At 58.7% G+C, this 26,728-nt stretch carries 17 protein-coding genes and 1 pseudogene; 13 read left to right on the forward strand and 5 right to left on the reverse strand.

Annotated features, from left to right (window positions below):
- Nucleotides 1–40: 40 nt before the first annotated feature.
- The 4 genes from ampD (at nucleotide 41) to ACW9HX_RS03580 (ending at nucleotide 4,174) form a co-directional block, all read left to right on the forward strand.
- Nucleotides 41–601: a 1,6-anhydro-N-acetylmuramyl-L-alanine amidase AmpD gene (ampD, locus tag ACW9HX_RS03565; protein WP_457379517.1), complete on the forward strand. Its 561-nt coding sequence runs from the start codon at nucleotides 41–43 to the stop codon at nucleotides 599–601.
- The gene (gene ampE, locus ACW9HX_RS03570) at nucleotides 598–1,431 is read left to right on the forward strand and encodes a regulatory signaling modulator protein AmpE (protein ID WP_457379518.1); all 834 of its coding nucleotides are present in this window, start codon (nucleotides 598–600) and stop codon (nucleotides 1,429–1,431) included. Before ampD ends, ampE begins: the two co-directional genes overlap by 4 nt.
- Before the next feature lie 168 nt (nucleotides 1,432–1,599).
- Complete coding sequence (locus ACW9HX_RS03575) at nucleotides 1,600–3,630, forward strand: methyl-accepting chemotaxis protein (RefSeq protein ID WP_457379519.1); 2,031 nt, start codon at nucleotides 1,600–1,602, stop codon at nucleotides 3,628–3,630.
- 154 nt (nucleotides 3,631–3,784) lie between these two features.
- Entirely contained in the window at nucleotides 3,785–4,174 is a 390-nt protein-coding gene (locus tag ACW9HX_RS03580; protein WP_457379520.1) for a hypothetical protein, read from the forward strand.
- On the opposite strand, the gene ACW9HX_RS03585 is transcribed toward ACW9HX_RS03580, so the two are convergent.
- Nucleotides 4,175–4,951, reverse strand: a complete 777-nt coding sequence (locus tag ACW9HX_RS03585) for a TatD family hydrolase (RefSeq protein ID WP_457379521.1) — start codon at nucleotides 4,949–4,951, stop codon at nucleotides 4,175–4,177. It lies immediately after the preceding gene.
- A gap of 3 nt (nucleotides 4,952–4,954) precedes the next feature.
- Nucleotides 4,955–5,950 (reverse strand): catabolite repressor/activator, encoded by a 996-nt coding sequence (gene cra / locus ACW9HX_RS03590; RefSeq protein ID WP_273902630.1) that lies wholly within the window; start codon nucleotides 5,948–5,950, stop codon nucleotides 4,955–4,957.
- Nucleotides 5,951–6,255: 305 nt separating this feature from the next.
- On the opposite strand from cra, the gene ptsP reads away from it, so the two are divergent.
- The 4 genes from ptsP to ACW9HX_RS03610 all read left to right on the forward strand — a co-directional run bounded on the left by ptsP (nucleotide 6,256) and on the right by ACW9HX_RS03610 (nucleotide 13,515).
- Nucleotides 6,256–9,117, forward strand: coding sequence for a phosphoenolpyruvate--protein phosphotransferase (ptsP, locus tag ACW9HX_RS03595; RefSeq protein ID WP_457379522.1), 2,862 nt, complete (start codon nucleotides 6,256–6,258; stop codon nucleotides 9,115–9,117).
- Nucleotides 9,117–10,058, forward strand: coding sequence for a 1-phosphofructokinase (pfkB, locus tag ACW9HX_RS03600; RefSeq protein ID WP_457379523.1), 942 nt, complete (start codon nucleotides 9,117–9,119; stop codon nucleotides 10,056–10,058). Before ptsP ends, pfkB begins: the two co-directional genes overlap by 1 nt.
- An 11-nt stretch (nucleotides 10,059–10,069) precedes the next feature.
- Entirely contained in the window at nucleotides 10,070–11,803 is a 1,734-nt protein-coding gene (locus tag ACW9HX_RS03605; protein ID WP_457379524.1) for a PTS fructose-like transporter subunit IIB, read from the forward strand.
- A gap of 170 nt (nucleotides 11,804–11,973) precedes the next feature.
- Complete coding sequence (locus ACW9HX_RS03610; RefSeq protein WP_457379525.1) at nucleotides 11,974–13,515, forward strand: alkaline phosphatase D family protein; 1,542 nt, start codon at nucleotides 11,974–11,976, stop codon at nucleotides 13,513–13,515.
- Between the two features lie 54 nt (nucleotides 13,516–13,569).
- On the opposite strand, the gene ACW9HX_RS03615 is transcribed toward ACW9HX_RS03610, so the two are convergent.
- Nucleotides 13,570–16,098, reverse strand: coding sequence for a PepSY domain-containing protein (locus tag ACW9HX_RS03615; protein WP_457379526.1), 2,529 nt, complete (start codon nucleotides 16,096–16,098; stop codon nucleotides 13,570–13,572).
- Between the two features lie 132 nt (nucleotides 16,099–16,230).
- Nucleotides 16,231–18,558 carry a TonB-dependent receptor gene (locus ACW9HX_RS03620; RefSeq protein ID WP_457379527.1) on the reverse strand — a complete coding sequence of 776 codons (2,328 nt, stop codon included), beginning with the start codon at nucleotides 18,556–18,558 and terminating at the stop codon, nucleotides 16,231–16,233.
- A gap of 207 nt (nucleotides 18,559–18,765) precedes the next feature.
- Between ACW9HX_RS03620 and ACW9HX_RS03625 the strand changes: the two genes are divergently transcribed.
- The 4 genes from ACW9HX_RS03625 (at nucleotide 18,766) to ACW9HX_RS03640 (ending at nucleotide 23,611) form a co-directional block, all read left to right on the forward strand.
- Nucleotides 18,766–19,446 (forward strand): Fe2+-dependent dioxygenase, encoded by a 681-nt coding sequence (locus ACW9HX_RS03625; protein WP_457379528.1) that lies wholly within the window; start codon nucleotides 18,766–18,768, stop codon nucleotides 19,444–19,446.
- Nucleotides 19,447–20,202: a tetratricopeptide repeat protein gene (locus ACW9HX_RS03630; protein ID WP_457379529.1), complete on the forward strand. Its 756-nt coding sequence runs from the start codon at nucleotides 19,447–19,449 to the stop codon at nucleotides 20,200–20,202.
- 237 nt (nucleotides 20,203–20,439) lie between these two features.
- Nucleotides 20,440–22,686 carry an alpha-xenorhabdolysin family binary toxin subunit A gene (locus tag ACW9HX_RS03635; RefSeq protein ID WP_457379530.1) on the forward strand — a complete coding sequence of 749 codons (2,247 nt, stop codon included), beginning with the start codon at nucleotides 20,440–20,442 and terminating at the stop codon, nucleotides 22,684–22,686.
- 22 nt (nucleotides 22,687–22,708) lie between these two features.
- Nucleotides 22,709–23,611, forward strand: a complete 903-nt coding sequence (locus ACW9HX_RS03640; protein ID WP_457379531.1) for a hypothetical protein — start codon at nucleotides 22,709–22,711, stop codon at nucleotides 23,609–23,611.
- 10 nt (nucleotides 23,612–23,621) lie between these two features.
- On the opposite strand, the pseudogene ACW9HX_RS03645 reads toward ACW9HX_RS03640, so the two are convergent.
- Nucleotides 23,622–23,979, reverse strand: a pseudogene (locus ACW9HX_RS03645) (ISL3 family transposase); the annotation flags it as partial.
- A gap of 389 nt (nucleotides 23,980–24,368) precedes the next feature.
- On the opposite strand from ACW9HX_RS03645, the gene ACW9HX_RS03650 reads away from it, so the two are divergent.
- Complete coding sequence (locus ACW9HX_RS03650) at nucleotides 24,369–26,633, forward strand: alpha-xenorhabdolysin family binary toxin subunit A (protein ID WP_457379532.1); 2,265 nt, start codon at nucleotides 24,369–24,371, stop codon at nucleotides 26,631–26,633.
- The last annotated feature ends 95 nt before the right edge of the window (nucleotides 26,634–26,728 follow it).

The raw sequence follows: 26,728 nt of genomic DNA on the forward strand, positions 1-26,728 counted from the left end.
CATACTGGGCGCCAACACAGTCGGCGTTGAAGGAATCGGTATGCAGTTGGATCCCGCAAGCGGGTGGTTTAACGAGGTGCAGGTCTGCCCCTCGCCCAACTTCAATGAACGTCCGGCGGGCGAAGTTTCGCTGTTGGTCATCCACAACATCAGCCTGCCTCCGGCGCAGTTCGCCACCGGCAAGGTGCAGGAATTTTTCCAGAATCGACTGGATGTCACGGAGCATCCCTATTTTGCAGGGATTGCCGACCTGCGCGTCTCCGCGCATTTTCTGATCGAACGTGACGGCAAGGTCACCCAGTTTGTCTCCTGTCATGAGCGCGCCTGGCATGCCGGCGTTTCGGTGTTCGAAGGGCGGGAAACCTGTAACGATTTTTCCGTGGGTATCGAACTCGAAGGCACCGATGATCTGCCGTTCACCGATGCGCAGTATCAGGCGTTGATCGTGCTGACCCGCCATTTGCAAAAAGCGTTTCCGGCGATCACTGTCGAGCGCATCTGCGGGCACAGCGACATCGCGCCCGGGCGCAAGACCGACCCTGGACCCGCATTCGACTGGGCACGCTACCGCACCGCCCTGGCACAAGAGGAAGGACAATGAGTTTTCTGGTGTTACTGCTGGCGGTATGGATCGAGAAGTTCTCGGCCCTGCGCCATCGGGTTCAACGCGATGGCGGATGGATCCGCGAACTGCACAAGCTTGAAAGTGGCAGTCTGGCAAAACGTCCATGGCTGGTGCTGGCCATTCTGGTGCTGATGCCGGTGGCGTTGCTGGGGTTGCTGTTGGTGGTGCTGGACCCGGTCGCCTACGGCCTGCTGGCCCTGCCGGTGCATTTGCTGGTGGTGATCTACAGTCTGGGTCGCGGCGACCTGCTTGGCGGTCTCGGCCCGTTCCGTGATGCCTGGCGTCGGGAAGACTTGCAAGCCGCCGCCCATGTGGCCAAGCGCGATCTGGACATCTGTGCCGAAAGTGGCGAGCAATTGCTGGAGCAAGTGCAGCGCCATCTGTTGTGGCAGGCCTACCAGAGCTTTTTCGCGGTGATTTTCTGGTACTTCCTGCTCGGTCCGGTCGCAGCGCTGAGCTATCGCCTGCTGGCCCTGGCTGAAGAAAACGCACAAAACCCGGCCCTGGCCGAGCGGGCAGGGCAATTGCGACATGCGTTCGACTGGGTGCCGGTGCGCCTGCTGGCGGCAAGTTTCGCCCTGGTCGGCAACTTCGTTGCGGTCAGCCGGGTCATGCTGCATGAACTGTTGAACTGGAACATCAGCGCCGCGCAGTTGATCAACAAGGTCGGTCTGGCTGCCGGGGAAATCCCGCCCGCCGTCGTCGGTCCGGAAGGCATCAACACCCTCGATTGCCTGTGGGAATTGCTGCTGCGTGCCGCGGTGTTGTGGTATGCCGGATTTGCGTTGTGGACGGTGCTGCACTAGCACTTCTGTCGTCCATCCGTGTAGTGAGGGGGGCAATCCCCCTCGTTAACCTTAAGTTACAAAACCTCCCTTCGATTTGAGCTATACAGAGATAGCGCCCGATAGTGGCTATCTGCTGTCGCCCCGCGCCTGCCAATAAAAACAAGAAAAAACCAAGGGAGACTTCCAGTGAAGAGCTTGCTCTATCCCGCCGTCTCGCTGATGAACCGCTTGAGCTTCGGCATGAAGTTCAGCCTGATCAGCGTGCTGTTCCTGGTACCGATGCTGGTGACCAACTTCTATCTGGTGCGCGATTCCTATCGCGAATTCCAGGGCACCCGGGTGGAGTTGCAAAGCCTCGACCTGCTGGGCAGCAGCCTGACCCTGCGTCGGGATCTGGAAACTCTCAACAACCTGGTGCAGATCAACGTCACCCTCGGCCAGTCGGGCAAGGCGGGCAATGTCGATACGCAAATCACCGGCCTTGAGCAAAACGTTCTGGCGCACTTGCAAGGGCTGACGGCCATGACCGAGGATCCGGAGCAGATCAAGGTCTTCGATGCCAAGCGCGATGAGATGATTACCGCGTTCAAGGCCCAGCAAGCGGAAAACTCCCTGCAAAGCAAAAGTGCGCTGATCGGCAAGCTGCTCGGCAATGCGCAGATTTTCAGCCAGATCATTGCCAGCCAGGCAGGCCTGAGCCGCGACACCCAGAGCGACATCCGCCAGCTCAGCGAACTGGTCACCTCGATCACACCGGCCATCACCCAGACCCTCGGCGAAGGCCGGGCCATGGGCTCGTTCTCATTGGGGCAGGGTTTTCTCAACAGTTCCTCCAGCACTCGGTTCGATGAGTTGCTGGCACAGATCGAAAAGCTTCAGGGCGAATACGGGCTGAAACTGCAGGACGCGCTGGGTTCGAGCAAGGCCGCGCGGGATTCGCTGAGTATTGCGGCCGACGCCAGCAAGGCATCGTTGAAGCAGGCCAGCGAAGTGTTTGAAGAGCAAGTGGTGGTCGCCGAGACACTCGATGCGCCGTGGCAGGCCTTTTATGATCAGGTCACCGGGCTGATGGACCGGACCTACCAGCTCAACGAAGCCACCCTGAAATTCCTCGATACTCAATTGCAGCAACGTCTGGCACAGAACCGCACGCACATGGTGTTGCAGGCGGTGGCGCTGTCGGTGGTGTTTGTGCTGATTTTCTATCTCTACGGCGGCTTCTACGCCTCGACCCGCAACACGCTCAAACGCCTTGGCGCAATGATGGACAAGGTCGCCGCCGGGGACATGACGGTCAACTTCGTGGCCCATAGCCGCGATGAACTGGGCGAATTGGGTGAGGTGTTCAATGGCACGGTGCGCAAGATCCACGACCTGATCGAGCGGGTCGGCCATACCGTCGGCGAAGTCGAGCGTCAGGCCGGGCAAGTGGAAAATGTCTCGGCGCAAAGCAATCAGGCCGTGGCCGGGCAGCGTACCCAGATCGAGCAGGTTGCCACCGCCATGAACCAGATGTCGGCCACTTCACTGGAGGTGGCGCGCAGCGCGGCGGCAGCGGTGAGCAGCGCCCACAGCGTGAATGGCGAAACCATCAGCGGCCGTGGGCTGGTGGAATCCCAGCAAAACAGCATCGCGGCACTGGCCAGCGAGATCGATCAGTCGGTGCTGGTGATCAACCAGTTGGCCAGCGACAGCCAGTCGATCAGCCGGGTACTGGAGGTGATCAAGAGCATCGCCGAACAGACCAATCTGCTGGCTCTCAACGCGGCGATCGAAGCGGCGCGGGCCGGTGAGCAGGGGCGAGGATTTGCGGTGGTGGCGGACGAAGTACGTACCCTGGCCAAACGCACCCAGCAATCGACCGAAGAAATCGAGCAGATGATCGCCAGGCTCCACGGCGGGGTCGGCGCAGCGGTGAAGGCCATGGGCGTCAGTCATTCGATGGCCAACGGCACGGTCGGCCAGTCGGAAAAGGTCCAGCAGGCGCTGGAAAACATCCTCGGTGCGGTAGGAATGATCGTCGATCAGAACCAGCAGATCGCCGCTGCCGTCGAGCAGCAGACGGCGGTAGCCCATGACATCGACCAGAACATTGTCGAAATCAACCGTGCCGGTGAGCGCACGGCCGAAGGTGCCCATCAGACTGAAAATGCCAGTCGCGCACTGTCGGCGCAGGTGGTTGAGCTGAAGCAGCTGATCAGTGCCTTCCGGGTCTGAAGGATTCTGCCTCTCCGGAGGCAGGTTTTTCGGAATAATTTGTAGTACTTCTTGGCTTACTTTTGTAAGCAATTTCCTGATTTCCTCCGTGCTCTGATTTTTCGTCTTCAATGGATCAAGATCACATCAACTGACCGTTTGGAGGAGGCCACACATGTCTGTTGCAACCCTGGGAGTCCAGGGCCGCTGTGCCCATTGCCAGACCACGCTGCTGCTCAAACCCTGGCAACTCAATGCCATCGCGATCAATGAACCGTTTACCTGCGCTCACTGCCAGAAAGCCCTGGAGCTGCGCTGCCCGAAACAGATCAGACGTTTCAGGTCCCTCGATTCGCTGGGCTGGTTGCGCTTCAGTGCCTCGCTGACGGTGTGCACCGCGTTGCTGGTGGCGCTGGTGATGGAATGGATCGGGTTGCTCAATGTGACCGAGCAGTTGAATGCTTCATTGATCGTGGTTTTCGTGTACTTCGCGTTGATGCGCTTCGTTCACCACCGTCAACACATGACCCTGACGCTCGACGCGGTGAAGGCCCATGGCGAGTGACTACCAGCCGAATACTTCGCAGCAGTTGGCGGTGCTGGCCTGGGCGAGTTGTTCTGCACTGATACTCATCAATCCCGCAAGCACGTTGCAGATCTCCGGCAAATGCGCAGGCGTGTTGCGCACGCCGGGGTACATGGCGGGCGCCATGTCCGGTGAGTCGGTTTCCAGCACCACCGAACTCAGTGGCAAGTCGGCCAGCACCCGATGCATGCGCAACGCCTGGGGCCAGGTCGGTGCGCCGCCGAGGCCGAGTCTGAAGCCAAGCTTGATGTATTCCCGCGCCTCTTCACGGCTGCCGGCGAAGGCATGGATGATGCCCCCGCGCTTGAGCCTGAAGCGCTTGAGCGTGGCAATCACCGCCGCATGACTGCGCCGCACATGAATCAACGCCGGTAACTCGAAATCCGCTGCCAGTTGCAGTTGCGCATCGAACAGCGCTTGCTGGCGCTCGCGGTCGAGGGTTTCGATGAAGTAATCCAGTCCGATTTCGCCGACGGCGCACAGTTGCCGGTGACCCTTTAGCCGTGTCAGCCAGTCGCCCAGCACGCGCAAGTCTTCAGGTCGATGCTGATCGAGATAGACCGGGTGCAAACCGAAAGCCGCGTACAGGTCGGAATCGCTTTGCACCAGATCCCAGACTCGCTGCCAGTTGCCCTCGTAGACTCCCAGCACCACCATCCGCCGCACTCCGAGAGCGCGGCTTTCGGCCAGCAACGCCGCGCGGTCGGCGTCGAAGTCGGGAAAGTCCAGGTGGGTGTGGCTGTCGATCAGCTCCACGGCTCAGTCCCGATGAATACGCTGCTTGAAGGTACGGGCGATGGCCTGTACGCCAGGCTGGTAATCCGATTGCTCGACCGCCGCCAGCGCCAGTTCCAGCGCCTTGTCGGCGATCAGCTGGTGCTGTTGGGCCATGGCGTTGACCGGCAGCGGCAGAAAGTCCAGCAACTGGGTGTCGCCAAACGTGCCGAGACGCAGCGGGCGGTTTTTCAGCGGGAAGTCATGCAGCGCATCGAACACGCCCTGCAACAGCACGTAGGACGTGGTCACCAGCGCATCCGGCAAATGCCCGAGGCGTTGCAGGAGTTCTTCCATCAATTGCTTGCCGCACTCGCGGCTGAAGGACTCGGCGTGCTCGATCAGCACTTCGCCCTTGAATCCGGCGAGGGCCTGTTTGAAGCCGGCGGCACGTTCCTGGCTGATGCTCAGTTCCGGGCGGGCACCCAGCAGCACGATCTGTTTCGGTTGCGGGTCGAGCAGGCTTTCGGTCAGGTGCAGGCTGGCCTCGCGGTCGTCGCTGACAACCGAGCAGAAATGCTCGGGATCCATCACCCGGTCGATGGCGATGACCGGCAAACCCTTGGCCTGCAACTGACGGTAGCTGTCGTCACCGGCCGGCAGGCAACTGGCGACGATCAACGCATCGCAGCGCCGGGCGCGGAACAGTTGCAGCAATTGCCGTTCGCTGTCCGGCGCATCGTCGGAGCTGGCGATCAGTAACTGATAGCCGCGAGCCCGGGCACCTTGCTCCAGCAGCTTGGCGATCCGCGCGTAACTGGGGTTTTCCAGATCCGGAAGGATAAAGCCCAGGGTCCGGGTGTGCCGACTGCGCAGCCCGGCCGCCTGTGGATTGGGCGTAAAGCCGTGCTGATCGACCACCGCCCGCACCCGCTCGACGGTCGCGGTGCTGATGCGTTGCTGTTCGGCCTTGCCGTTGATGACGTAGCTGGCGGTGGTCACGGACACTCCGGCCAACCGCGCGATATCACTGAGTTTCAACCCGGGATTTCCTTGTTTTTTCGAGCTTGCCGCCACATTTTCGCCAATCCTACCCGATTCAGGCAGGCGACCATTGTCGCAGCGCATCCGACAAGTTGGACTTCAAGGATGAGACATTATCGAGTAACGTGCCGATCAATCTAGATTAAACGTTTCAGCAAGCGTATTTTCTACGTTTTAGACGCCTTTGGCCGGTTCTGCCGTGAAACCGCCAAAACTGCCCCTGAAAAGGATCGCCGTCAGCGCCTAAGCTGCAACCATTCAAAACAATACCTGGCGCCCCCTGACGCCAAAAAGGAGAACGCATGCTCGAGCTCACTATAGAGCAGATATCCATGGGCCAATCGGCTGTGGATAAAGCCGCTGCCCTGCAATTGCTGGCCGATCACCTGGTGGCTGATGGTCTGGTCGCTGACGGTTACCTTGCCGGTTTGCAGGCGCGGGAAGCCCAGGGCTCGACCTTTCTCGGTCAGGGGATTGCGATCCCCCATGGCACGCCCGAAACCCGCGATCAGGTGTTCGCCACCGGCGTGCGGCTGATGCAGTTTCCCGACGGCGTGGATTGGGGCGATGGCCAGATCGTCTATCTGGCCATCGGCATTGCGGCCAAATCCGACGAACACTTGCGCCTGCTGCAATTGCTGACCCGCGCCCTCGGCGAGACCGATCTGGGCCAGGCCCTGCGCCGCGCCAGTTCGCCAGAAGCGCTGCTGAAACTGCTGCAAGGCGCGCCACAGGAACTGGCGCTGGATGCGCAGATGATCGGCCTCGGCGTATCCGCCGACGATTTCGAAGAGCTGGTCTGGCGCGGTGCGCGTCTGTTGCGTCAGGCCGATTGCGTGAGCAACGGTTTCGCCGGCGTGCTGCAGCAAGTCGAAGCGCTGCCGCTGGGCGATGGCCTGTGGTGGCTGCACAGCGAGCAGACCGTGAAGCGTCCGGGCCTGGCCTTCGTCACCCCGGACAAACCGATACGTTACCTCGGCCAGCCGCTCAGCGGCCTGTTCTGTCTGGCCAGCCTCGGCGAAGCGCATCAGGCGCTGCTTGAGCGTTTGTGTGCGTTGCTGATCGAAGGTCGCGGCCACGAATTGGGCCGTGCCACCAGCAGCCGCAAAGTCCTCGAAGTGCTCGGCGGTGAGTTGCCGGCCGACTGGCCGAGTGCGCGGATTGCATTGGCCAACGCCCATGGTCTCCACGCGCGGCCGGCGAAGATCCTCGCGCAACTGGCGAAGAGTTTTGACGGCGAAATCCGCATCCGCATCGTCGACGGCCAGGACAGCGCCGTGTCGGTGAAGAGCCTGAGCAAACTGCTGAGCCTCGGCGCCCGTCGCGGTCAGGTGCTGGAACTCATCGCCGAGCCGAGCATCGCCGCCGACGCCTTGCCGGCCTTGCTGGCGGCCATCGAAGAAGGCCTCGGCGAAGAAGTCGAACCATTGCCGGCAGTCAGTCAGCAGCGCGAAGTCATTACCGACATTGCCGAAGTCCTGAGCGCCCCGGCCTCCGGCAGTCTGCTGCAAGCGATTCCCGCTGCCCCCGGCATCGCCATCGGCCCGGCGCACATTCAAGTTCAGCAAGCCATCGATTACCCGTTGCGTGGAGAGTCTGCGGCCATCGAGCGTGAGCGTCTCAAGCAAGCGCTGGCCGACGTGCGTCAGGACATTCAGGGCCTGATCGAACGCAGCAAGGCTAAAGCGATTCGCGAGATTTTCATCACCCACCAGGAAATGCTCGACGACCCGGAACTCACCGATGAAGTCGACACCCGCCTCAAACAAGGCGAAAGCGCCGAAGCGGCGTGGATGGCCGTGATCGAGGCTGCCGCGAAACAACAGGAATCCTTGCAGGACGCCTTGCTCGCCGAACGCGCCGCCGATCTGCGCGACATCGGTCGCCGGGTGCTGGCGCAACTGTGCGGCGTGCAGACGCCTGCCGAGCCTGAGCAACCGTACATTCTGGTGATGGACGAGGTCGGTCCGTCCGATGTGGCGCGGCTTGATCCGGCGCGGGTGGCGGGGATTCTCACCGCCCGCGGTGGCGCCACCGCTCACAGCGCCATCGTGGCCCGCGCGCTGGGCATTCCGGCGCTGGTCGGTGCCGGCGCGGCGGTACTGCTTCTGAAAGCGGGCACGCCGTTGCTGCTTGATGGCCAGCGCGGTCGCCTGCATGTCGATGCCGATGCCGCGACCTTGCAACGCGCCGCCGAAGAACGCGACACCCGCGAACAACGCCTGAAAGCCGCTGCCGAACAACGTCATCAACCGGCGCACACCACCGACGGCCACGCCGTGGAAGTGTTCGCCAACATCGGTGAAAGCGCCGGCGTCACCAGTGCGGTGGAGCAGGGCGCCGAAGGCATCGGCCTGCTGCGCACCGAACTGATTTTCATGGCCCACCCACAGGCGCCGGACGAGGCGACTCAGGAAGCCGAATACCGTCGCGTCCTCGACGGCCTCGCCGGTCGGCCGCTGGTGGTGCGTACTCTCGATGTCGGCGGTGACAAACCGCTGCCGTATTGGCCGATCGCCAAGGAAGAAAATCCGTTTCTGGGCGTACGCGGCATTCGCCTGACCTTGCAGCGTCCGCAGATCATGGAAGCGCAGTTGCGCGCCTTGCTGCGTTCGGCGGACAACCGTCCGTTGCGGATCATGTTCCCGATGGTCGGCAGCGTCGAAGAATGGCGTCAGGCTCGCGACATGACCGAGCGCCTGCGCCTGGAAATCCCGGTCGCCGACCTGCAACTGGGGATCATGATCGAAGTGCCGTCCGCCGCGTTGCTGGCGCCGGTGCTGGCCAAAGAGGTCGATTTCTTCAGCGTCGGCACCAACGACCTGACCCAGTACACCCTGGCCATCGACCGTGGTCATCCGACCCTGTCCGCCCAGGCGGACGGCCTGCACCCGGCGGTGCTGCAACTGATCGACATCACCGTGCGCGCTGCCCATGCCCATGGCAAATGGGTCGGTGTGTGCGGCGAACTGGCAGCGGATCCGCTGGCGGTGCCGGTGTTGGTCGGTCTGGGTGTGGATGAATTGAGTGTGTCGGGGCGCAGCATCGCCGAGGTCAAGGCACGCATCCGCGAACTCAGCCTGACCCAGACTCAAACCCTTGCTCAACAAGCCCTGGCCGTGGGCAGCGCCAACGAAGTGCGCGCATTAGTGGAGGCCCTGTAATGGCCAAGATTCTTACCCTGACCCTCAACCCGGCGCTGGACCTCACGGTGCAGTTGCCACACCTTGAGACCGGTCAGGTCAACCGCAGCGACGAGATGCACACCCACGCCGCCGGCAAGGGTGTCAACGTCGCGCAAGTGCTGGCCGACCTCGGTCATCAATTGACGGTCAGCGGATTTCTCGGCGAAGACAATCTGCAGGCGTTCGAAACCCTGTTCGCCAAGCGTGGCTTCACGGATGCCTTCATCCGTGTGCCGGGCGAGACCCGCAGCAATATCAAGGTCGCGGAGCAGGACGGGCGAATCACCGACATCAACGGCCCGGGCCCGGTTGTCGGCGTAGTGGCGCAACAGGCGTTGCTGGATCGTCTGGTGCAGATTGCACCGGGGCATGACGCGGTGGTGGTCGCCGGCAGTCTGCCGCGCGGGGTCAGTGCGAAGTGGTTGCGTGAGTTGATCGAGCGCCTGAAAGGCCTGGGCCTGAAAGTCGCGTTGGACACCAGCGGCGAAGCGCTGCGTACGGCACTCAAGGCCGGCCCGTGGCTGATCAAGCCGAACACCGAAGAGCTGGCCGACGCACTCGGCTGTGAAGTGCTGTCCCACGCCGCTCAGGCTGAGGCGGCCAATCGTCTGCACGCTCAAGGCATCGAGCATGTGGTGATTTCCCACGGTGCCGAAGGGGTGAACTGGTTCAGCGTCGGCTCGGCGTTGCACGCAACGCCGCCGAAGGTCAGCGTTGCCAGTACGGTCGGTGCCGGGGATTCGTTGCTGGCCGGCATGCTTCACGGTCTGCTCAGCGCCGATACGCCGGAACAAACCCTGCGCACGGCCACGGCGATTGCGGCGCAGGCGGTGACCCAGATCGGTTTCGGCATTCACGATGCTGCGCAACTGACGCGGCTCGAACAGGGCGTGCGCGTGCGCCCCCTGACAGAACAATAAGAGGGATTGTCATGAAGTTAGCCATTGTCACGGCCTGCCCGAACGGCATGGTCACCAGTGTGCTGTGTGCCCGGCTGCTGGATGCCGCGGCCCAGCGTCAGGGCTGGAGCACCAGCGTCGAAGTGATGGATGCGGCGCACCCGGAACGCGAGTTATCGGCGGCCACGATCGAGGCGGCAGAGTGGGTGTTGCTGGTGACCACAGGGTCGGTCGACATGACCCGATTCGTGGGTAAACGGGTCTTTCAGATTGCTCCGGCGCAAGCGCTGCAGGATGTCGAAGCAGTGCTGCGACGCGGTGCGGAAGAAGCCGAGGTTTATGTCGCCAGCGAAGTTGCACCGGCGGCCGCTGCGCAACGTGCGCCGCGCATCGTCGCCGTCACCGCGTGCCCGACCGGTGTCGCCCACACCTTCATGGCCGCCGAGGCCTTGCAGCAAACCGCCAAGCGTCTGGGCTATGAACTGCACCTCGAAACCCAGGGTTCTGTGGGAGCAAAAAATCCGCTGAGCGCAACGGCGATTGCCGAGGCCGACGTGGTGCTGCTGGCAGCCGACATCGAAGTCGCAACCGAGCGTTTCGCCGGCAAGAAAATCTACCGCTGCGGCACCGGGATCGCGTTGAAGCAATCCGAAGCCACGCTGAAAAAAGCGCTCGCTGAGGGCCAGCAGGAAAGCGCGGCGAGCGACGGCAAGACCCCGGCCAAACAAGAGAAAACCGGTGTCTACAAACACTTGCTGACCGGTGTGTCATTCATGCTGCCGATGGTGGTGGCGGGCGGTTTGATGATTGCCTTGTCGTTCGTGTTCGGCATCACTGCGTTCAAGGAAGAGGGCACGCTGGCGGCGGCGCTGATGCAGATCGGTGGCGAGACCGCGTTCAAATTGATGGTGCCGTTGCTGGCCGGTTACATCGCCTACTCGATTGCCGACCGTCCGGGCCTGGCGCCGGGGATGATCGGCGGTTTGCTGGCGAGCACACTGGGCGCCGGATTCATCGGCGGGATCGTCGCCGGTTTCATTGCCGGTTATGCGGCAAAGCTGATCAGTCGTTATGTGGCGTTGCCGCAAAGTCTGGAAGCGCTGAAACCGATTCTGATCATCCCGCTGTTCGCCAGTCTGATCACCGGGCTGGTGATGATTTACGTGGTCGGCAAACCGGTGGCCGGGATGCTGGCGGCACTGACGCATTTCCTCGACAGCATGGGCACCACCAACGCGATCCTGCTCGGTGTGCTGCTGGGCGGCATGATGTGCGTCGACCTCGGCGGCCCGATCAACAAGGCAGCCTATGCGTTCTCGGTGGGGCTGCTGGCCTCGCAGAGTTATGCACCGATGGCCGCGACCATGGCCGCCGGCATGGTGCCGCCGATTGGTCTGGGCATTGCCACCTTCATCGCCCGGCGCAAGTTCGCCCAGACCGAACGCGAGGCGGGCAAAGCGGCGCTGGTGCTCGGCTTGTGCTTCATCTCTGAAGGGGCAATTCCGTTTGCCGCGAAAGACCCGTTGCGGGTGATCCCGGCAAGCATTGCCGGCGGCGCGTTGACCGGCGCACTGTCGATGTACTTCGGCTGCAAGTTGATGGCGCCCCACGGTGGCCTGTTTGTGCTGGCGATCCCGAACGCGATCAACCATGCGCTGCTGTACCTGCTGGCCATCGTCGCGGGCAGTTTGCTGACGGCGGTGGTGTATGCGCTGGTCAAGCGGCCGGAAGCGGTCGAGCTGGCAATGGAACCCGCCCAGGCCTGACACCGTACTGAAACTGTGGGAGCGAGCCTGCTCGCGAATGCGGTCTGTCAGTCAGATGGATGTTGACTGGCACACTGCTTTCGCGAGCAGGCTCGCTCCCACTTGGGTTATTGGTGTCATGTCTATTTCATGATCCCGTGCTTAAGTTTTCCTTTTTCAGGGAGAACAGCATGAGCGATTTCAACCTCGGGCGCCGGCGCGTGATGCAAGTGGTCGGCGCCGGTTTGCTGATGCCAGGGCTGGCGCCGGCGGTGATCGCATCGGTCAAGGATCGACCGCAACTCACCGACGGCGTGCAGTCCGGCGACCTGCAGGGCGACCGGGCGATGATCTGGAGCCGCAGCGACCGCCCGGCGCGGATGGTGGTGGAATGGGACACCCGCAGTCAGTTCCGCCATCCGCGCCGTGTCGTCTCGGCGCTGGCCGATGCCCGCAGCGATTTCACCGCCCGCGTCGAACTTACCGGATTGCCCGCCGACCAGGCGATTTTCTACCGCGTGTATTTCAAGGACGCCCAGACCGGCGTCGCCAGCGAACCGTGGCTCGGTCACTTGCGCAGCGCACCGACGGCGCGGCGCAATATCCGCTTCGTGTGGAGCGGCGACACCGTCGGCCAGGGCTTTGGCATCAACCCCGACATCGGCGGCATGCGCATCTACGAATCCATGCGCATGCGGCTGCCGGACTTCTTTATCCACAGCGGCGACACGATCTACGCCGACGGCCCGGTGCCGGCGCAACTGACCACCGAGGGTGGCCGGATCTGGCGCAACCTCACCACGGAAGCCAAGAGCAAGGTCGCCCAGACCCTCGACGATTATCGCGGCAATTACCGCTACAACCTGATGGATGAAAACATCCGCCGCTTCAACGCCGAAGTGCCGCAGATCTGGCAGTGGGATGACCACGAAGTGGTCAACAACTGGTCGCCGGGCAAGCAGCTCGACGAGCGCTATCAGGAAAAAGATATCCACACCCTGGTCGGTCGTGCGCGTCAGGCCTGGCTCGAATATTCGCCGATGCGTCGTCAGGCAGCGGACGGTGGCGGGCGGATTTATCGCAAGTTGAGTTACGGGCCGATGCTCGATGTGTTCGTGCTCGACATGCGCAGCTATCGCGGCGCCAACGACGACAATCTCGGGGCGGAAAAACCGTTCCTGGGGCGTGAACAACTGAACTGGCTCAAGCGCGGTTTGAAGGCATCGAAAGCTCAGTGGAAGGTGATTGCCGCCGACATGCCGATCGGCCTTGGCGTGCCCGACGGTGAAGTCAGCCCCGGAGTGCCGCGTTGGGAGGCCGTGGCCAACGGCGATCCAGGCCCGGCTCAGGGCCGTGAATTGGAGATCGCCGAATTGCTGGGGTTCCTGCGGGCACAGCAGGTGCGCAATTTCGTGTTTCTGACGGCGGACGTGCATTACTGCGCGGCACATCACTATCACCCGGACCGCGCGGCGTTTCAGGATTTCGAGCCATTCTGGGAGTTTGTCGCAGGGCCTCTGAACGCCGGGAGTTTCGGGCCCAATCCGCTGGACAAAACCTTCGGCCCGGAAGTGGTGTTCCAGAAAGCGCCGCCGACGCAAAACGCTTCACCGTTTGCCGGGTTCCAGTTTTTTGGCGAGGTGAATATCGAAGGGCAGAGCGGGGAGTTGAGTGTGGTGTTGCGGGATCTGGACGGGGTGGCGGTGTTTGAGCAGAAGTTGCAGCCAGTCTGAATCCAATGCTGAACCTGTGGGAGCACGGTTGCTCCCACAGTTACCCAAGGTGAATCAGTAAACGTCGCGGCGATAGCGACCCTGTTCGATCAGGCGTTCGACTTCGGCGGCGCCCAGCACTTCATTGAGCACTTGATCCACACCCGAAGCCATTCCTTGCAGGCTGCCGCAGATGTAGATCACGGCACCCTCCGCCAGCCATTTCTTGAGATCGGCGGCCGATTCGCGCAGGCGATCCTGCACGTAAATCTTCTCGGCCTGATCCCGGGAAAACGCCAGGTCCAGCCGCGCCAGATCACCGTTGATCAACCACTCTTCCAGCTCTGCACGACAGAGGAAATCGTGCTCGCGATTGCGTTCGCCGAACAGCAACCAGTGGCGCTGTTGACCGTCGGCAACCCGCGCCTTGAGCAAGCTGCGCAAACCGGCAAGGCCGGTGCCGTTGCCCAGCAAAATCATCGGCACAGGCTGGTTGGGCAGATGGAAACCACTGTTGCGCCGCACCCGCAGGCTGATGCTGCCGCCTACCTGCGCATGTTCGGTCAGCCAGCCGGAGCCGATGCCAAGGGTGCCGTCGGCATGCTGTTCCTGACGCACGATCAGTTCCAGCACGCCGTCGGCGGCAATCGAGGCGATCGAGTATTCGCGCATCGCCAGCGGCACCATCGCATCGACCAGCGCCTGGGCATGCAGGCCCACCAGATGGGCGCGGTGTTCGGGCAACTGGCGGGTGGCGAGGGCCACTTCCAGCGATTCTTCCAGGCCGTTGACCTTCACGCGGGTTTCGCCACGAATGCCGAGGCCGTCGAGGAAATGTTCGATGGCCCACGGGCAGTTGCGTGGCAACACTTCCACCAGATCGCCAGCCAGCCAGCTGCTGGTGTCAGGCGCCGAGAGACCCAGCAGGAAAACCGGTGAACCGCTGCTGTCAGGGTTCATCAGCTCGCGGCGCTCCAGCGTCCAGTTGCTGTAGCTCGGTGCCTGCCAGGTGTCGACCGGTGCTTGCCCGGTAATCAGGCCGAGCTGGGTCTGCCAGTGACGCAGCGCGTAGGGATCGCCGCTATCGACTTCCACCGGGGCGAACAGGGTCTTGCCGCCGTGCTCGCCCAGCCATTGATGCAGGCGTCGGGCGAAACCGCAGAAGTGTTGATACTGACGGTCACCGAGGCCGAGTACGGCGTAGTTGAGGCTGTCGAGGGTCGAGGCGTTGTTCAATACCTTGCGTTCGAAACCGCGAGCGCTGTCCGGCGCTTCGCCGTCGCCGAAGGTGCTGACCACGAACAGCGCGTTGTTCGATTCGCGCAGATCCTGTTCGCTGAGATTCGCCAGCGGCTGCACCTTCACCGGCAATCCGGCTGCCTGCAATTGACCGGCGGTCTGCCACGCCAGTTGCTCGGCAAAACCGCTCTGGCTGGCGAAGCCGATCAGCCATGCCTGGGTGTCGCCGGCCGGTTGAACGAGACCTTGGCGGGCATCCTTGATCTGCTTTTTCTTGCGTCGGCGATCCAGGTACAGCAGCCAGCCTGTGATGAAGAACAGCGGCATCAACAGCGCCGCGACGGTCACGATGATCCGCCCGACCAGACCGAAATAACTGCCGACGTGCAGCGCGTAAATGCTGGTCAGCAATTGCGCCTTGAAGCTTTTGTCGGCGTAGCGGTCGACGCGTTTGACGACACCGGTGGCCGGGTCGAGGGTGATCTGGTTCAGCGCGCGCTCGTGGGGCGAGCTGTCGAGCAGATAGAACACGGTCGCCGGTTGGCCGGCCACAGGCGGCATGCGGATGTTGTAGGAGGCGAGGCCTGGACCTGCGGCGCTGTAGATGCTGACCCACATCGCCGCGTAATCGGCAGTCGGCGCCGGACCTTCAGGGGCCGGGCCACGACCGCCGCGCACGCGCTCGTTTTGCGGTGCGTCGGAAAGCAGTCTGGTCAGGCCTTTGTTGTACCACTCGTAGGACCAGGACAGACCGGTCAGCGCCAGCAGCAGGTACACCAACATGCACCAGGTGCCGAACACCGAGTGCAGGTCCCAGTTGAAGCTGCGGCCCTTTTTCTTCCAGTCCAGGGTCAGCCAAACACGCCAGCTGTTCCACTGACGCGGCCAGCGCAGATAAAGGCCGGACAGGCAGAAGAACAGCAGCATCAGGGTGCAGGCGCCGGTGATGTTGCGGCCGGTATCGCCCATGGCGAGGAACCGGTGCAACTGCAGCATCAGGCCGAAGAAGTCCTGGCCCGTGGCCTCGCCCTTGAACTCGGCGGTGTAGGGATCGAAGTAGCGCATCTCGCCACGGCGTTCACCTTTGGGCGGGGTGAACCAGACGCGTCCGGCGGTGCCACTCTCGGTCTCGACGGAGAGCATCGAGACTTTCTTGCCCGAGGCGGCTTCGATCTGCGCCACCAGATCGGCAGGCGGCAGGACGCCGGCGACTTGCTTCTCGACCTGCAACACGGATGGATTGAGGGCTTTGAGGATTTCGTCCTGAAACGAATAGGCAGCGCCGGTGATGCCCATCAGGGCCAGCACCAGCCCGGCAGTGATGCCAAAAAACCAGTGCAACTGGAACAGGGTTTTCTTCAACACGTTGCTTGCCTTGTCCGTTCGGAGGTTGTGTTCACGGCGTGCATTATGCCGTGGCCTATCGAGAAACGTTCTTTATTACGCACAAAAGCCCCGCTCAAATGAATGAACGGGGCCCGAGGCTTCCGGCTTCCGTCAGAAGTGGAAGTTGGTGCTCAGCAATGCCGTACGGCCCGCCGCCTGGTTGGCGAAGTGAGTCGAGAAGGCTTTGTCGTAGTAGGTTTCGTTGGTCAGGTTTTGCACGTTCAGTTGCAGGTCGACGTTCTTGGTCAGCTTGTAGGCTGCCATTGCGTCGTAGCGAACGTAGGAATCGACCATGGTGGTGTTGGCCACGCTGCCGAACACGTCATCCACGTAAAACGCACCGCCACCGATGGTCAGCTTCGGCGTGACCTGGTAAGTGGTCCACAGGCTGGCGCTGTTTTTCGGGGTGTTTGGCAGTTCGTTACCGTTGTTGGCTTTGTTGGCCGGCAGGTCACCACCGTCAACCTGTTCGCTGTCCATATAGGCGTAACCGGCGAACACTTGCCACTTGTCGGTGATCTTGCCGCTGGCGGACAACTCGATACCTTGTACACGAGTCTTGCCGGCGTTTTCGTACGAGGTGGTATCAACCTGGACACGAGCGTTTTCTTTCTCGGTACGGAAGATGTCGGCGGTCAGCGACAGGCGATCGTTCAGCAGATCCCACTTGGTGCCGATTTCGTAGTTCTTGGTGGTTTCCGGCTCCATGTCGCTTTTGAGCAGGTTGCCATTGCGATCCGGCGTGCCGCCCAGCGGGTTGCCGTCCATGCCTTCGCCCAGGGTGCTGCCCGGTGGCGTGGCGGAGGTGGCGTAGGACGCGTAGATGCTGCCGTTCTCTGCCGGTTTGTAGACGATGCCGAACTGACCGGTGACAAACTCGCTGGTGTCCGCGCCTTTGGAGGTGGTGGTGCCAGCGTTGTTGTAGGTGTGGTAGCCGGTTTCGAAGTGGTCGTAACGCAGGCCCATGTTCACCAGCCATTGCTGGGACAGCTCCAGGGTGTCGAACACATACAGCGCGTAAGTATCGGACTGGGTGTCAGTGCCGGCGTAGTTGCGCGAAATGGCGCCGTTCCACGGATCGTTCGGGTTCGGGTTCGACAGCGAGGTGCAGTTGTAGCCACTCGATGCGCCGATCATCGACGGCGTGCAGTTGGTGCTGGACGGCACGTTGGTGGTGCGCGGCGTGGTGTCGGTGTTGACGTTGTACGAGGACTTCTGGCTTTCCTCACGTGTGTACTCGACACCGGTGGAGAAGCTGTTCTTGAAGCCGGCAACGTAGAAATTGCCGAACAGGTCGGTCTGGTTGGTGGTGGTCTCGGTGTTGCTCACGCGAGTGTTCGCACGACGCCAGACGCTGCCGTTGTTGACGTTGCCCTTGCTGTCGTCCGGCTGGGTCAGGATGTAATCCTGCATGCTGGTGCCGTGACGCAGGGTGTTCTTGATCGTCAGCGAGTCATTCAGGTCGTGCTCGATGGCGAATGTTGCAGTGTCGGTGCGGCCCTTGCGGAAGTCGCGGTCCAGACCGTAAAAGTTGCTGTGATCGCCGCCGGCGTACGGTTTGTCCGGGTTGGACTTGGTACGGGCAGCCGAACCGGCCTTCGGAATGGTGTACGGAATGCCCGAGTCCGGGGTGTCGTTGCTTTCGAGATGGTAGTAGTCGAGGTTGACGCGGGTGTCGGTGCCCAGACCGAAGGCCAGGGACGGCGCGATGCCCCAACGGTCGTAGTCGACCTTGTCGCGGCCGGCGACGTTGCTCTCGTGGCTCATCAGGTTCAGACGGCCGGCAGCGGTATCGCTGAACTGGTAGTTGCCATCCATCGTGTAGCGCTGGGTCTGGTCGGAGCCCCAGGTGAAGCCGCCGTCGAACGAGTTGCCCAGGTGCGCTTTCTTGCTCACCAGGTTGATGCTGCCGCCAGCCGCGCCGCGACCGCCGATGGCGGAGTTCGGGCCCTTGCTGACTTCGATGTTTTCCACGGCGAAGATCTCGCGGCTCTGCGAGCCGGTGTCGCGCACGCCGTCGAGGTAGGTGTCGCCTTGGGCGTCGAAACCACGGATGAACGGACGGTCGCCCTGTGGGTTGCCACCTTCACCGGCACCGAAGGTGATGCCAGGTACGGTGCGCAGCGCGTCCTGCATGTTCAGGGCGCCGGTGTCTTTGAGGACTTGTTGAGGAATAACGGTGACCGAGCGCGGCGTGTCGACCAGCGGCGCGGTGTACTTGGGCGAGGAGGCTTTCTCGACCTGGTAGGACGTCGAGTCCTGGGCTTCACCGGTGATGGCGGTGGCGTCCAGGGCAATGGCATTGCCGGAGGCTTTGCTGTCGGTCTTTTCAGCGGCGAACACCATGTGGCCAGCGGAGCCGGCGGTGATTGCCACGCCGATGGCGGAAGCGAGCAGACGTGGTGAGCTGACCGGTAATTGTGCGTGTTGACGTGCCATTTTTATTCCCCTCCCCAAGGATTTGAGGCGGCGGAATATAGGGTAAACAGGTATTCGTATCAATTGCGAAACATTGTTATTCGCACTGAATTTACATTCTTTACAATTTAACCTTACGGTTTTTGCCAGTTCATTCGTCTAGCGGGTTTTACACAGTCAATAAGAATCAATACCATTGCCGCCTCTTTGCCATCAGGTGACATTGCCATGCTGCTGCACATCCCCGGTCTGTTCGAAAAAGACGAAGTGCAGCGCATTCGCGAGGCTCTGGAGCAGGCCGATTGGGCCGATGGCAAAATCACCGCTGGCTACCAGTCGGCCAGGGCCAAGCACAATCTTCAGCTCCCTGAAGGTCATCCGCTGGCCAAGGAAATCGGCGCGGCGATGCTTGAACGGCTGTGGAAAAATCCGCTGTTCATGTCCGCCGCATTGCCGCACAAGGTATTCCCGCCGTTACTCAACTGCTACACAGCGGGCGGCAGTTTCGATTTCCACATCGACAACGCGGTGCGCCAGCCCAAGGGCAGCATCGAGCGCGTACGTACGGATTTGTCGGCCACGCTGTTCTTCAGCGAGCCGGAGGACTACGACGGCGGCGAGCTGGAAATCCAGGACACCTTCGGCACTCAACGGGTGAAACTGCCCGCCGGCGACATGGTCCTGTACCCCGGCACCAGTCTGCACAAGGTCAACGCTGTCACGCGCGGCGCACGTTATGCGTCGTTCTTCTGGACACAAAGTCTGGTTCGCGAAGACAGCCAGCGCGCCTTGCTCTTCGAGATGGACGGTGCAATTCAGCAGCTTACTCAGGACATGCCCGATCACCCTTCGCTGATCCGCCTGACCGGCACTTATCACAATCTGCTGCGCCGCTGGGTCGAGGTGTAAGTGGCGGACTTTCGTTTGCGCCGTGAGGAAGTCCTCGACGGCGAACGGCTCATCGCCATGCTCGAAGAAAGCCCGGCCCGTGCGGCTCAGGCGATTCTGATGGCGGCAGGTGAGGGCGTGCTGGAGGCTCAGGCGCTGCTCGGGCAGATTCTGCTCGATGGTCGCGGGATTGCTCAGGATCAGCCGCTGGCTTTGCGCTGGTTTGAAATTGCCGCCGGGCAAGGTCATTTGATGGCGCGCAACATGCTCGGCCGCTGTCATGAACACGGATGGGGTTGTGTGGTCGACGCAGCGGTTGCCGCCAAGCATTATCGCGTTGCAGCGGATGCCGGGCTGGACTGGGCGATGTACAACCTCGCCAATCTGCTTGCGACCGGGCGCGGTGTCGATGTCGATCATCTTCAGGCCATGGCGTTGTATCAACGCGCGGCCGAAGCCGGTCATGCCAAGTCGATGAACCTGCTTGGACGTTATCTGGAGGAGGGGCAAGTGTGCCCGGCAAATCCGGCAGCGGCCCTTGACTGGTATCGACGTTCGGCTGAGGGCGGTGATTTTCGCGGGCAGTTCAGCTATGCGGCAGTTCTGGCCGACGAAGGTCATGTCGATGAGGCGCTCGGTTGGTTGCGCAAGGCGCTGGCCGAGGGAAATACAAACTTCTTGCGGATCAGCAGTGAGTCGTTGTCGGGCTCGGATCATCCAGAGATACGCAAGATGGCAGACGCTTATCGGCAGCGTTTGCACAAGTTGGTGGTTTAACGGATCAATATTGCTGTTGGTTCTGTTTTCGCAACTAATTTTTTCGAAGATTACATGGTTTTATCTTCTGTGTAAGTTGCTATTGGTTGAATTGAATTTTAATGATTGTCTGCTTGTGGCCTGTTGTTGTGGTGATCTAGTGTGTTTGCAAGGTGCTTTGGGTTAGATGGGAATTGACTCAGGCATTTTGCATAAAACTTAAATTTCATCCAGTTTCGGAAAGACAAGGAGTCTCTCATGGAATTCTATAACTACAGCAAGTCGCTTGAAGTTGCTTCAAAGGCTCCGATGATGTTTGTGGATGCATCCCTTGGTCGGGGTGTGTTCCAAGGGGAGGAGGCGGCGCGGGAAACCGGGATACAACTGACCAAGGAACAGATCATCAGTATCATGAAGTATGAGGCGCTGGGGCTTTCGCTCCCCGTTCAACTTCATGATGTGATTGCCTATCTTAATTATGGTGCAGGTGAAGACGGGGGCGTGGGGTTAAAGGCAGAAGACTTTCTTCAAACGTTTGTAATGACGTACGAGCATGCAAGCACGTGGTCGCCGTTGAGGGATAAAATCAAACTGACAGGGGAACAGCTGAAAGTTTTTGCGGGTACGATTCAAGGTATTGGTCGTAACATTCTATCTGTTTACGATAGCCATCCGGCAGCGGCGTTTCTGGAGACGCACAATATTAAAACTGTTGAAGAGTTTCTGAGGCTCAAGGCGCAGTTTCCCGACACTCCGGATATTGAGCTGCCGCCCGATGATATTCCCGATATCAAGTATTACCTTGATCAGCTGCTTGGCAGGGTAAAAAAATCTCACGACGATGCCGAGCAGGTTAAAGCCGAACTTAAGGTTTTTGGCGATACCATGCATGGGAAAGTGGTGCCGGAAATAAATTTGCGCTTGAGTTTCATCGAAAAAAATACCTTTCAGCAAGATATCAAGTTGCTGCAAGCCGAAATTGATGATCGCGCGGGGAGGATTGACGAGCTCAATGCAGAATACGGCAAGCTGGTAAAAGAAGCGGTTATCGCAGGCGCGACGCTGAACCTTGGCGGACTCATTCTTGGCATCTATTACGGCGTCAATGCTGAGAATATACGCAAACAGCGGAATGATTTAAGGGTTGAGCAAGCTGCCGCCAATCAGAAGATGGCCAGTAAAAGCCGGACATTGAGCGCGCTGAACAGGGTGCGTGATGATTTTCAGAATTTGAGTTACGTCGCGGTTGAGGCCGATCTGGCCACTGAAAACTTAAGACTGGTATGGAGTGCGTTGAAGGAATATGTCGATGAATCCTCCTTGTTCATCAGTGATGTGGTTGAGGCGACAACCTTAAGGCGTTTCATTGGCAACTTGAAAAGCGTTATTTCTCCGTGGGAAAAAATTCAAGTCAGCTCTGATGAATTGATCAAGGTATTCATGGAGGCGGAAAGGGAATATAGCGGTAGTCGATTGGTTTTTTTGAATGGAATCAAAATGAAAATGGAAATGGAAATGCAAGAAAAAGGTTTTGAGTCGGATTTCGACATTTCTAAATTGCGGGATCATGGTGCAGTGGTACAAAGCGCTAATACTCATGCACAAATGCTGTTTCAGATGTACAACTATCTGCCAGGGCCGGTCGCTTCAATGAATACTTTGGCGGTTGCAATCGGTAATGGTTTCTATCCCGTTCGCGAGAATGCTCAGGCAAGTAGTATCGGCCTGGGTTCGTCGCATCGAAGACTGAAAGAGTTTAAGGAGGATTTAAATAATCCGATTTATAAAGATGAGTATGAGGATATCTGTATTGATATCGAAAAGGAGCTGGGGATAGTGTCAAAGAACTTGTTTTCTTTGAACAAACAAACCAGTGACTTGAGAAGCGGTTTTAATGAACGGTTTGACAGAACGCTAGCGAAGCAATGGCTGATGACTCAGCAAGATAATCTTGCGTTTTCCGAGGAACAAAAACAGAGTGCCGATGAACGGGTTTCGGTGCTTAAAGAGCAGATGAAGTCCATACGCGAAGCCATCAAGGCTATCGAAGAGGCGGGGATTGAAAAGATTGGGGAAGAAGCGCAACTCACTCTTGAAAAGTTGAAAGCGCTGGGTTTGGCTCCGCCGCAGATTCAAATTGCCCTGCTTGCTCTGGAAACAATCAAAAAGTTGATTGAAGGTATTGGTCACGCCATTTCTTACCTCAATATGCTGGCGGCTTATCACACGCTTGAGGTTCGGGCAGTCGAGTACCAGCGACAGGCTGACGCGTATGCCAAAGATATCGAGACCGCAAAGGGCAAGATTGATCTGATTGGCACATTGGAAGAGCTGGACGATGGACGTGTGGCGTTCGTTAACGAATTTTCCAAGTTGCTCGCCGATACTGAAGCGTTCAATCGTGAGCTCAAACAGGACCAGACGCAGCCTGTAGAGGGGCGTCTGGATTTCGCGATTTCCCGAATCGTGGAAATCGTCGACTACCTGAATCTGGTTCAACGCTGAGGAGGGGAGGAGGGTGGCCGCTGTGGCTGCCCTCTTCGATATGAGCATGATTACAGTCGATTATGAGTTTTCCCCTGAGCAACGGCTTGCTCAGGATCGTTACGAGCGTCTTCTCGCCGTCCTCTTTCCGACCTACGACAAGATACCCATTGTCTTTGAACGCCGTGGCAATAGTGGTCACCGGCGGGCAACGCTCCCCTACGATTCGCGTTTGAACAAGGTTTCATTCAATCGGAACTTTTTGAGTATTTATTGGGAGCGCTTTAACAGCATCAGGACGCGATACGCCACGATCTACGAGGATCTGATTGTTTTTGCTCATGAGGCTTCGCAGATCAGCGACCGTATGTCCCCGTCCATGCCCATCGATCAGGTAGACGTGGCGCTGTTCAGTTATTCGCGCTCTCCAGTTTGGGGGGCAAGCCGGCCAGTGAGCTTACGCGGACTGATTCAAGGGCTGGGCAGCGAGCTTTTTGACGCACAGGGATACCTGGACGTCGTGAAATCTATCAACAAAAGCCTGTATGAGGATTCGTTCGCACTGAAGTCTGCTTTCATAGGGGCGCTGGACTACCGATCCTGTGATTGCCACTCACAACCTGTTGTCGTGCAGGAGTTGTTCGCAGCGGTGGCGACGACGCCTGACTGGGATATCGCGTATTCCTCGACAGACCCTTCGATAAGAGCGCAGGAATACAAGGCTGATATCACTGCTTTATTTGACGGGTTTACGGCGCTGCGATCTCAGATGGCAGTGTTCCTGGAAGAGATTCTGTTGCACGTCGATGGCGCAATAGACGAGCTTGTCCAAACCCGAAACATGTCAACGATGGGGCAAATGAATTCAAAGCTGGAGTTGGCAGTGCTGGAGGGTGAAGCACTGATGAAAATGATCAACCATCTCGAAGCCTGGCTGCGCAAATAAAAAGGGTTCTTCACGGATTACCGGGAAAGACACGCTTGATCTTCATGATGAACTCGCTGTCCCGGTAACCATGTGCCATCCGTTTGATGACCTTTATTCGATTGTTTATTCCTTCCAACTGGCCGGTATGCATGGGCCAGCGAACGCGGCATGCAATGCCCCGCCAGTAGCCCTTTAGCCGTTTGGCAAACTGGAGCAGAACCGGGATTCCGCTTTCATGAGCACGGCGTAGCCATCGCTTCCAGGCCGACCCCCAGGTCCAGGCGGTACTTTGTGTCCAGAGTGTTTTGAGTTCAGCCTTCGTCAAAATGGACGGTCATCAGTGATTGGTTGGCCGCCAACAGATCCTGCAAGCGAACCTCTTGTTCAGATTCTTCCATTACCAGGCGTCGCGTCAGGCTTTATGGTGACAACAGAAAAAAAACCTCCCAGAAAGGAAGGGAAGTATAAATATCGCGCATAAGAACGCCGGTTTGTTAGATGTGTTTGCTGGCGCGAACAACATCAATTAAGTCGGCGTTCTTGTTTCTGTCTTTCCGATAAACTCTGAAATGATGTTGTGTTTGGAGCGCTGATTCATAAGTTATTGGTCGAGTTGTGTGGAGTGTTGTGATGTTGATGGTGGGTTAAAAGTGATTGAAATATATATTTTGAAGCAAGTGAATGTTTGATGTTTTTGTTCGATTGGTTAGTCTTGAGTCAAGGTTGTTAGCTGTTTTTGGTTGGCGCCTCTTCTTAACTAATTAATGGAGTAATTATGTCGGGTAATCTTTTGTGGGGCGACGCATTGAAAAATGCCTCGCCAGAAGAAGTTGTGCAGCTTGCGGTTGAAGCGCCGAAATTGCTTTCCGAAGGCTCGATTGGTTCTCTTGGCGGGGCGTCCAGAGACACCGGGTTGCTGTTGACCAAGAAACAAATCATTGATTTGCGCAAATATGAAGCCGCCGGTCTGGCGTTGCCAAATACATTGAAAGATGTCACTGATTACTTGCGCTTTGGCACGGGTCAGGATGGCGGTGCCGGTCTTAAGCCTGAGGACTTTCTAGACACATTCCTAAATACCCGGACGCATGCCAGGCGCTGGTCTCCACTGCGCGAGCGGATCATGCTGACAGGGCGAGGGCTCAAGGACTTTGCCGGCAGCATGCTCAATTATGGCGAAGGAATGAAAGAGGTTTACGACGAAGTAAAAGCCTCTGGTTTGTTGGAGGAACGTAATATCCGGACCCTTGAGCAGTTGAAGGCGCTGGAGCTGGAACTGGGTGACAAATTCCCTGGCATTGAACTTGAAGAAGATACGCTCAGTACTCTCGATTATTACTTGAAACGAATTTTCGAGAAGGTTGGCGAAAACCTTAAAGAAGTAAGTGGCATCAAGAAAGATCTGGACTTGTTTGGATACGATTTGCGTGAACATGTACTGCCCGGTATCAAGATAAAGGTCGGGCTTATCGAAAGCAGCTCGCTGTCCGAAGAAATCAAGCAGCTGAAAATGCAGATTGACGAGCGTGCGAAAGAAATCGATATCAAGAACACTGAGTACAAGGCGGCTGTTCAAGAAGCGCTGAAGGCGGCAGCCGGGATGAATATCGTCGGGCTGGCAATGGCCATTTACATGGGTGTAGAGGCGGAAAACATTCGCGACAGACGCAATGAGCTATATGAACTGCAAGAAGCCGACATTAAAACTCTCACCAACAAGAATCAGACGCTGGGCTCTCTGGCGCGCGTTAAGCATGACCTGCAAAGTCTGATCATTGTCGCTATCGATGCCGATGTCGCTACACAGAATCTCATGCATGTCTGGAGTGTCATGCAACTTTGTGTAAATAACTCTGCACAAGCTGTAGGGCGTATCACTGACGCTCTCACATTGAGGATTTTCATGAGAGAGTTTGCAGAGGTGGTTGAACCGTGGGAGCAAATCAAGCAGGACTCGGACAAGCTGATCGAAGTATTCAAGGCAGCCGATGAGGAATACGACCGTAACTACGGAAAAGCGGTCCGTAGCAGTCGCTTCGTGGTTCGTCCTGAAAATGCCTATCCACCAGTCGATCTGTCTGTCTTGCGCCAGTGCCGACTGCAAATGAGTGATGACCGTACGCAAGCAGCGGTCTGGAAAACCAAGCTCAATTACATGCCTGATCTGTTTGATCGCTTTAATCGCGTGGTGCTCGGTGTTAGTCAGTCTGCAAGCGATTTGCAAAACGCCGCGCTGAGCAGCAGTAACACACTGTCAGAGTCTCTGCGACGCCTGGGCAAATTTGAAGAAGAACTGACTAATGAAACCGATGAACAAGTCATCGAAGAAATCAAGACAGAATGTCGCGCATTGCTGGACGAGACCTGGAAAGAAGTCGGTACGCAAGGTTCAGGTGTCAGTGGGGCGCTGAAGGAAATCAGTGCGAATTTCGATCTGCGTCTGACCGCCGGTTATATCGTGGACTTCGAGCGCGATGTACAGGAAGCTGCCGCAGAAGTGAATGAACTCAAGAGTCAGCGGGTTGCCGTTCAGGCCGAGCGTGCCCCGGTGATCGCTGCCATCGAGACGCTGGAAAAAAGCGGGATCGAGGAGCTTGGAAAGGGTGTGGCGTTGACGGTCGATAAAGTCGTGGCGTTGGGTCTGACTCCACCTCAGGTCGCCCTAGTGATGTTCGCTATCGAGCAACTGAAGAAAAGCATCGGCAGCATCGGCGACGGCATTCGTTTTATGGACATGGTGCGTGAGAGCGACAAGCTGAAAGTCAAACTGACGGCGCTGGATCAACAGATTGATCTGCAGGAAACGAAGGTCAGCACGTCGGCCGGTTGTATCAAATATCTGCAGGCTATTCACGCGATCGAACAGCAGCGTCAAACCTACGTAGAGGGTTACCGTCCTGCGTCAGACGCCTATACGCAATATTTGAGTGAGACGGACAAGCGCGCTTTTGCCGATGACGAAGTTCGCAACAGTGCATTCAAAACACATGCGAAACAATTCCTCGATTTTCTGACACCGCTATCGGTTCCTAATAACTGATTCGGACTGAGCGTTCCATCACTTCCGGTCAATTGAGACGAGACATCTCTCAATTGACCGGTCGGCGAAGTGTTGTGAAATCGCCAGAGGGTGAT

The sequence above is a fragment of the Pseudomonas sp. SDO52101_S400 genome, assembly GCF_054071635.1.

Excerpts from the sequence above, each read along its gene's own strand:
- ampD (WP_457379517.1), top strand. The coding sequence starts at position 41 with ATGCAGTTGGATCCCGCAAGCGGGTGGTTTAACGAGGTGCAGGTCTGC.
- ampE (WP_457379518.1), top strand. The coding sequence starts at position 598 with ATGAGTTTTCTGGTGTTACTGCTGGCGGTATGGATCGAGAAGTTCTCG.
- ACW9HX_RS03580 (WP_457379520.1), top strand. The coding sequence starts at position 3,785 with ATGTCTGTTGCAACCCTGGGAGTCCAGGGCCGCTGTGCCCATTGCCAG.
- ptsP (WP_457379522.1), top strand. The coding sequence starts at position 6,256 with ATGCTCGAGCTCACTATAGAGCAGATATCCATGGGCCAATCGGCTGTG.
- pfkB (WP_457379523.1), top strand. The coding sequence starts at position 9,117 with ATGGCCAAGATTCTTACCCTGACCCTCAACCCGGCGCTGGACCTCACG.
- ACW9HX_RS03605 (WP_457379524.1), top strand. The coding sequence starts at position 10,070 with ATGAAGTTAGCCATTGTCACGGCCTGCCCGAACGGCATGGTCACCAGT.
- ACW9HX_RS03610 (WP_457379525.1), top strand. The coding sequence starts at position 11,974 with ATGAGCGATTTCAACCTCGGGCGCCGGCGCGTGATGCAAGTGGTCGGC.
- ACW9HX_RS03620 (WP_457379527.1), bottom strand. The coding sequence starts at position 18,558 with ATGGCACGTCAACACGCACAATTACCGGTCAGCTCACCACGTCTGCTC.
- ACW9HX_RS03625 (WP_457379528.1), top strand. The coding sequence starts at position 18,766 with ATGCTGCTGCACATCCCCGGTCTGTTCGAAAAAGACGAAGTGCAGCGC.
- ACW9HX_RS03635 (WP_457379530.1), top strand. The coding sequence starts at position 20,440 with ATGGAATTCTATAACTACAGCAAGTCGCTTGAAGTTGCTTCAAAGGCT.
- ACW9HX_RS03650 (WP_457379532.1), top strand. The coding sequence starts at position 24,369 with ATGTCGGGTAATCTTTTGTGGGGCGACGCATTGAAAAATGCCTCGCCA.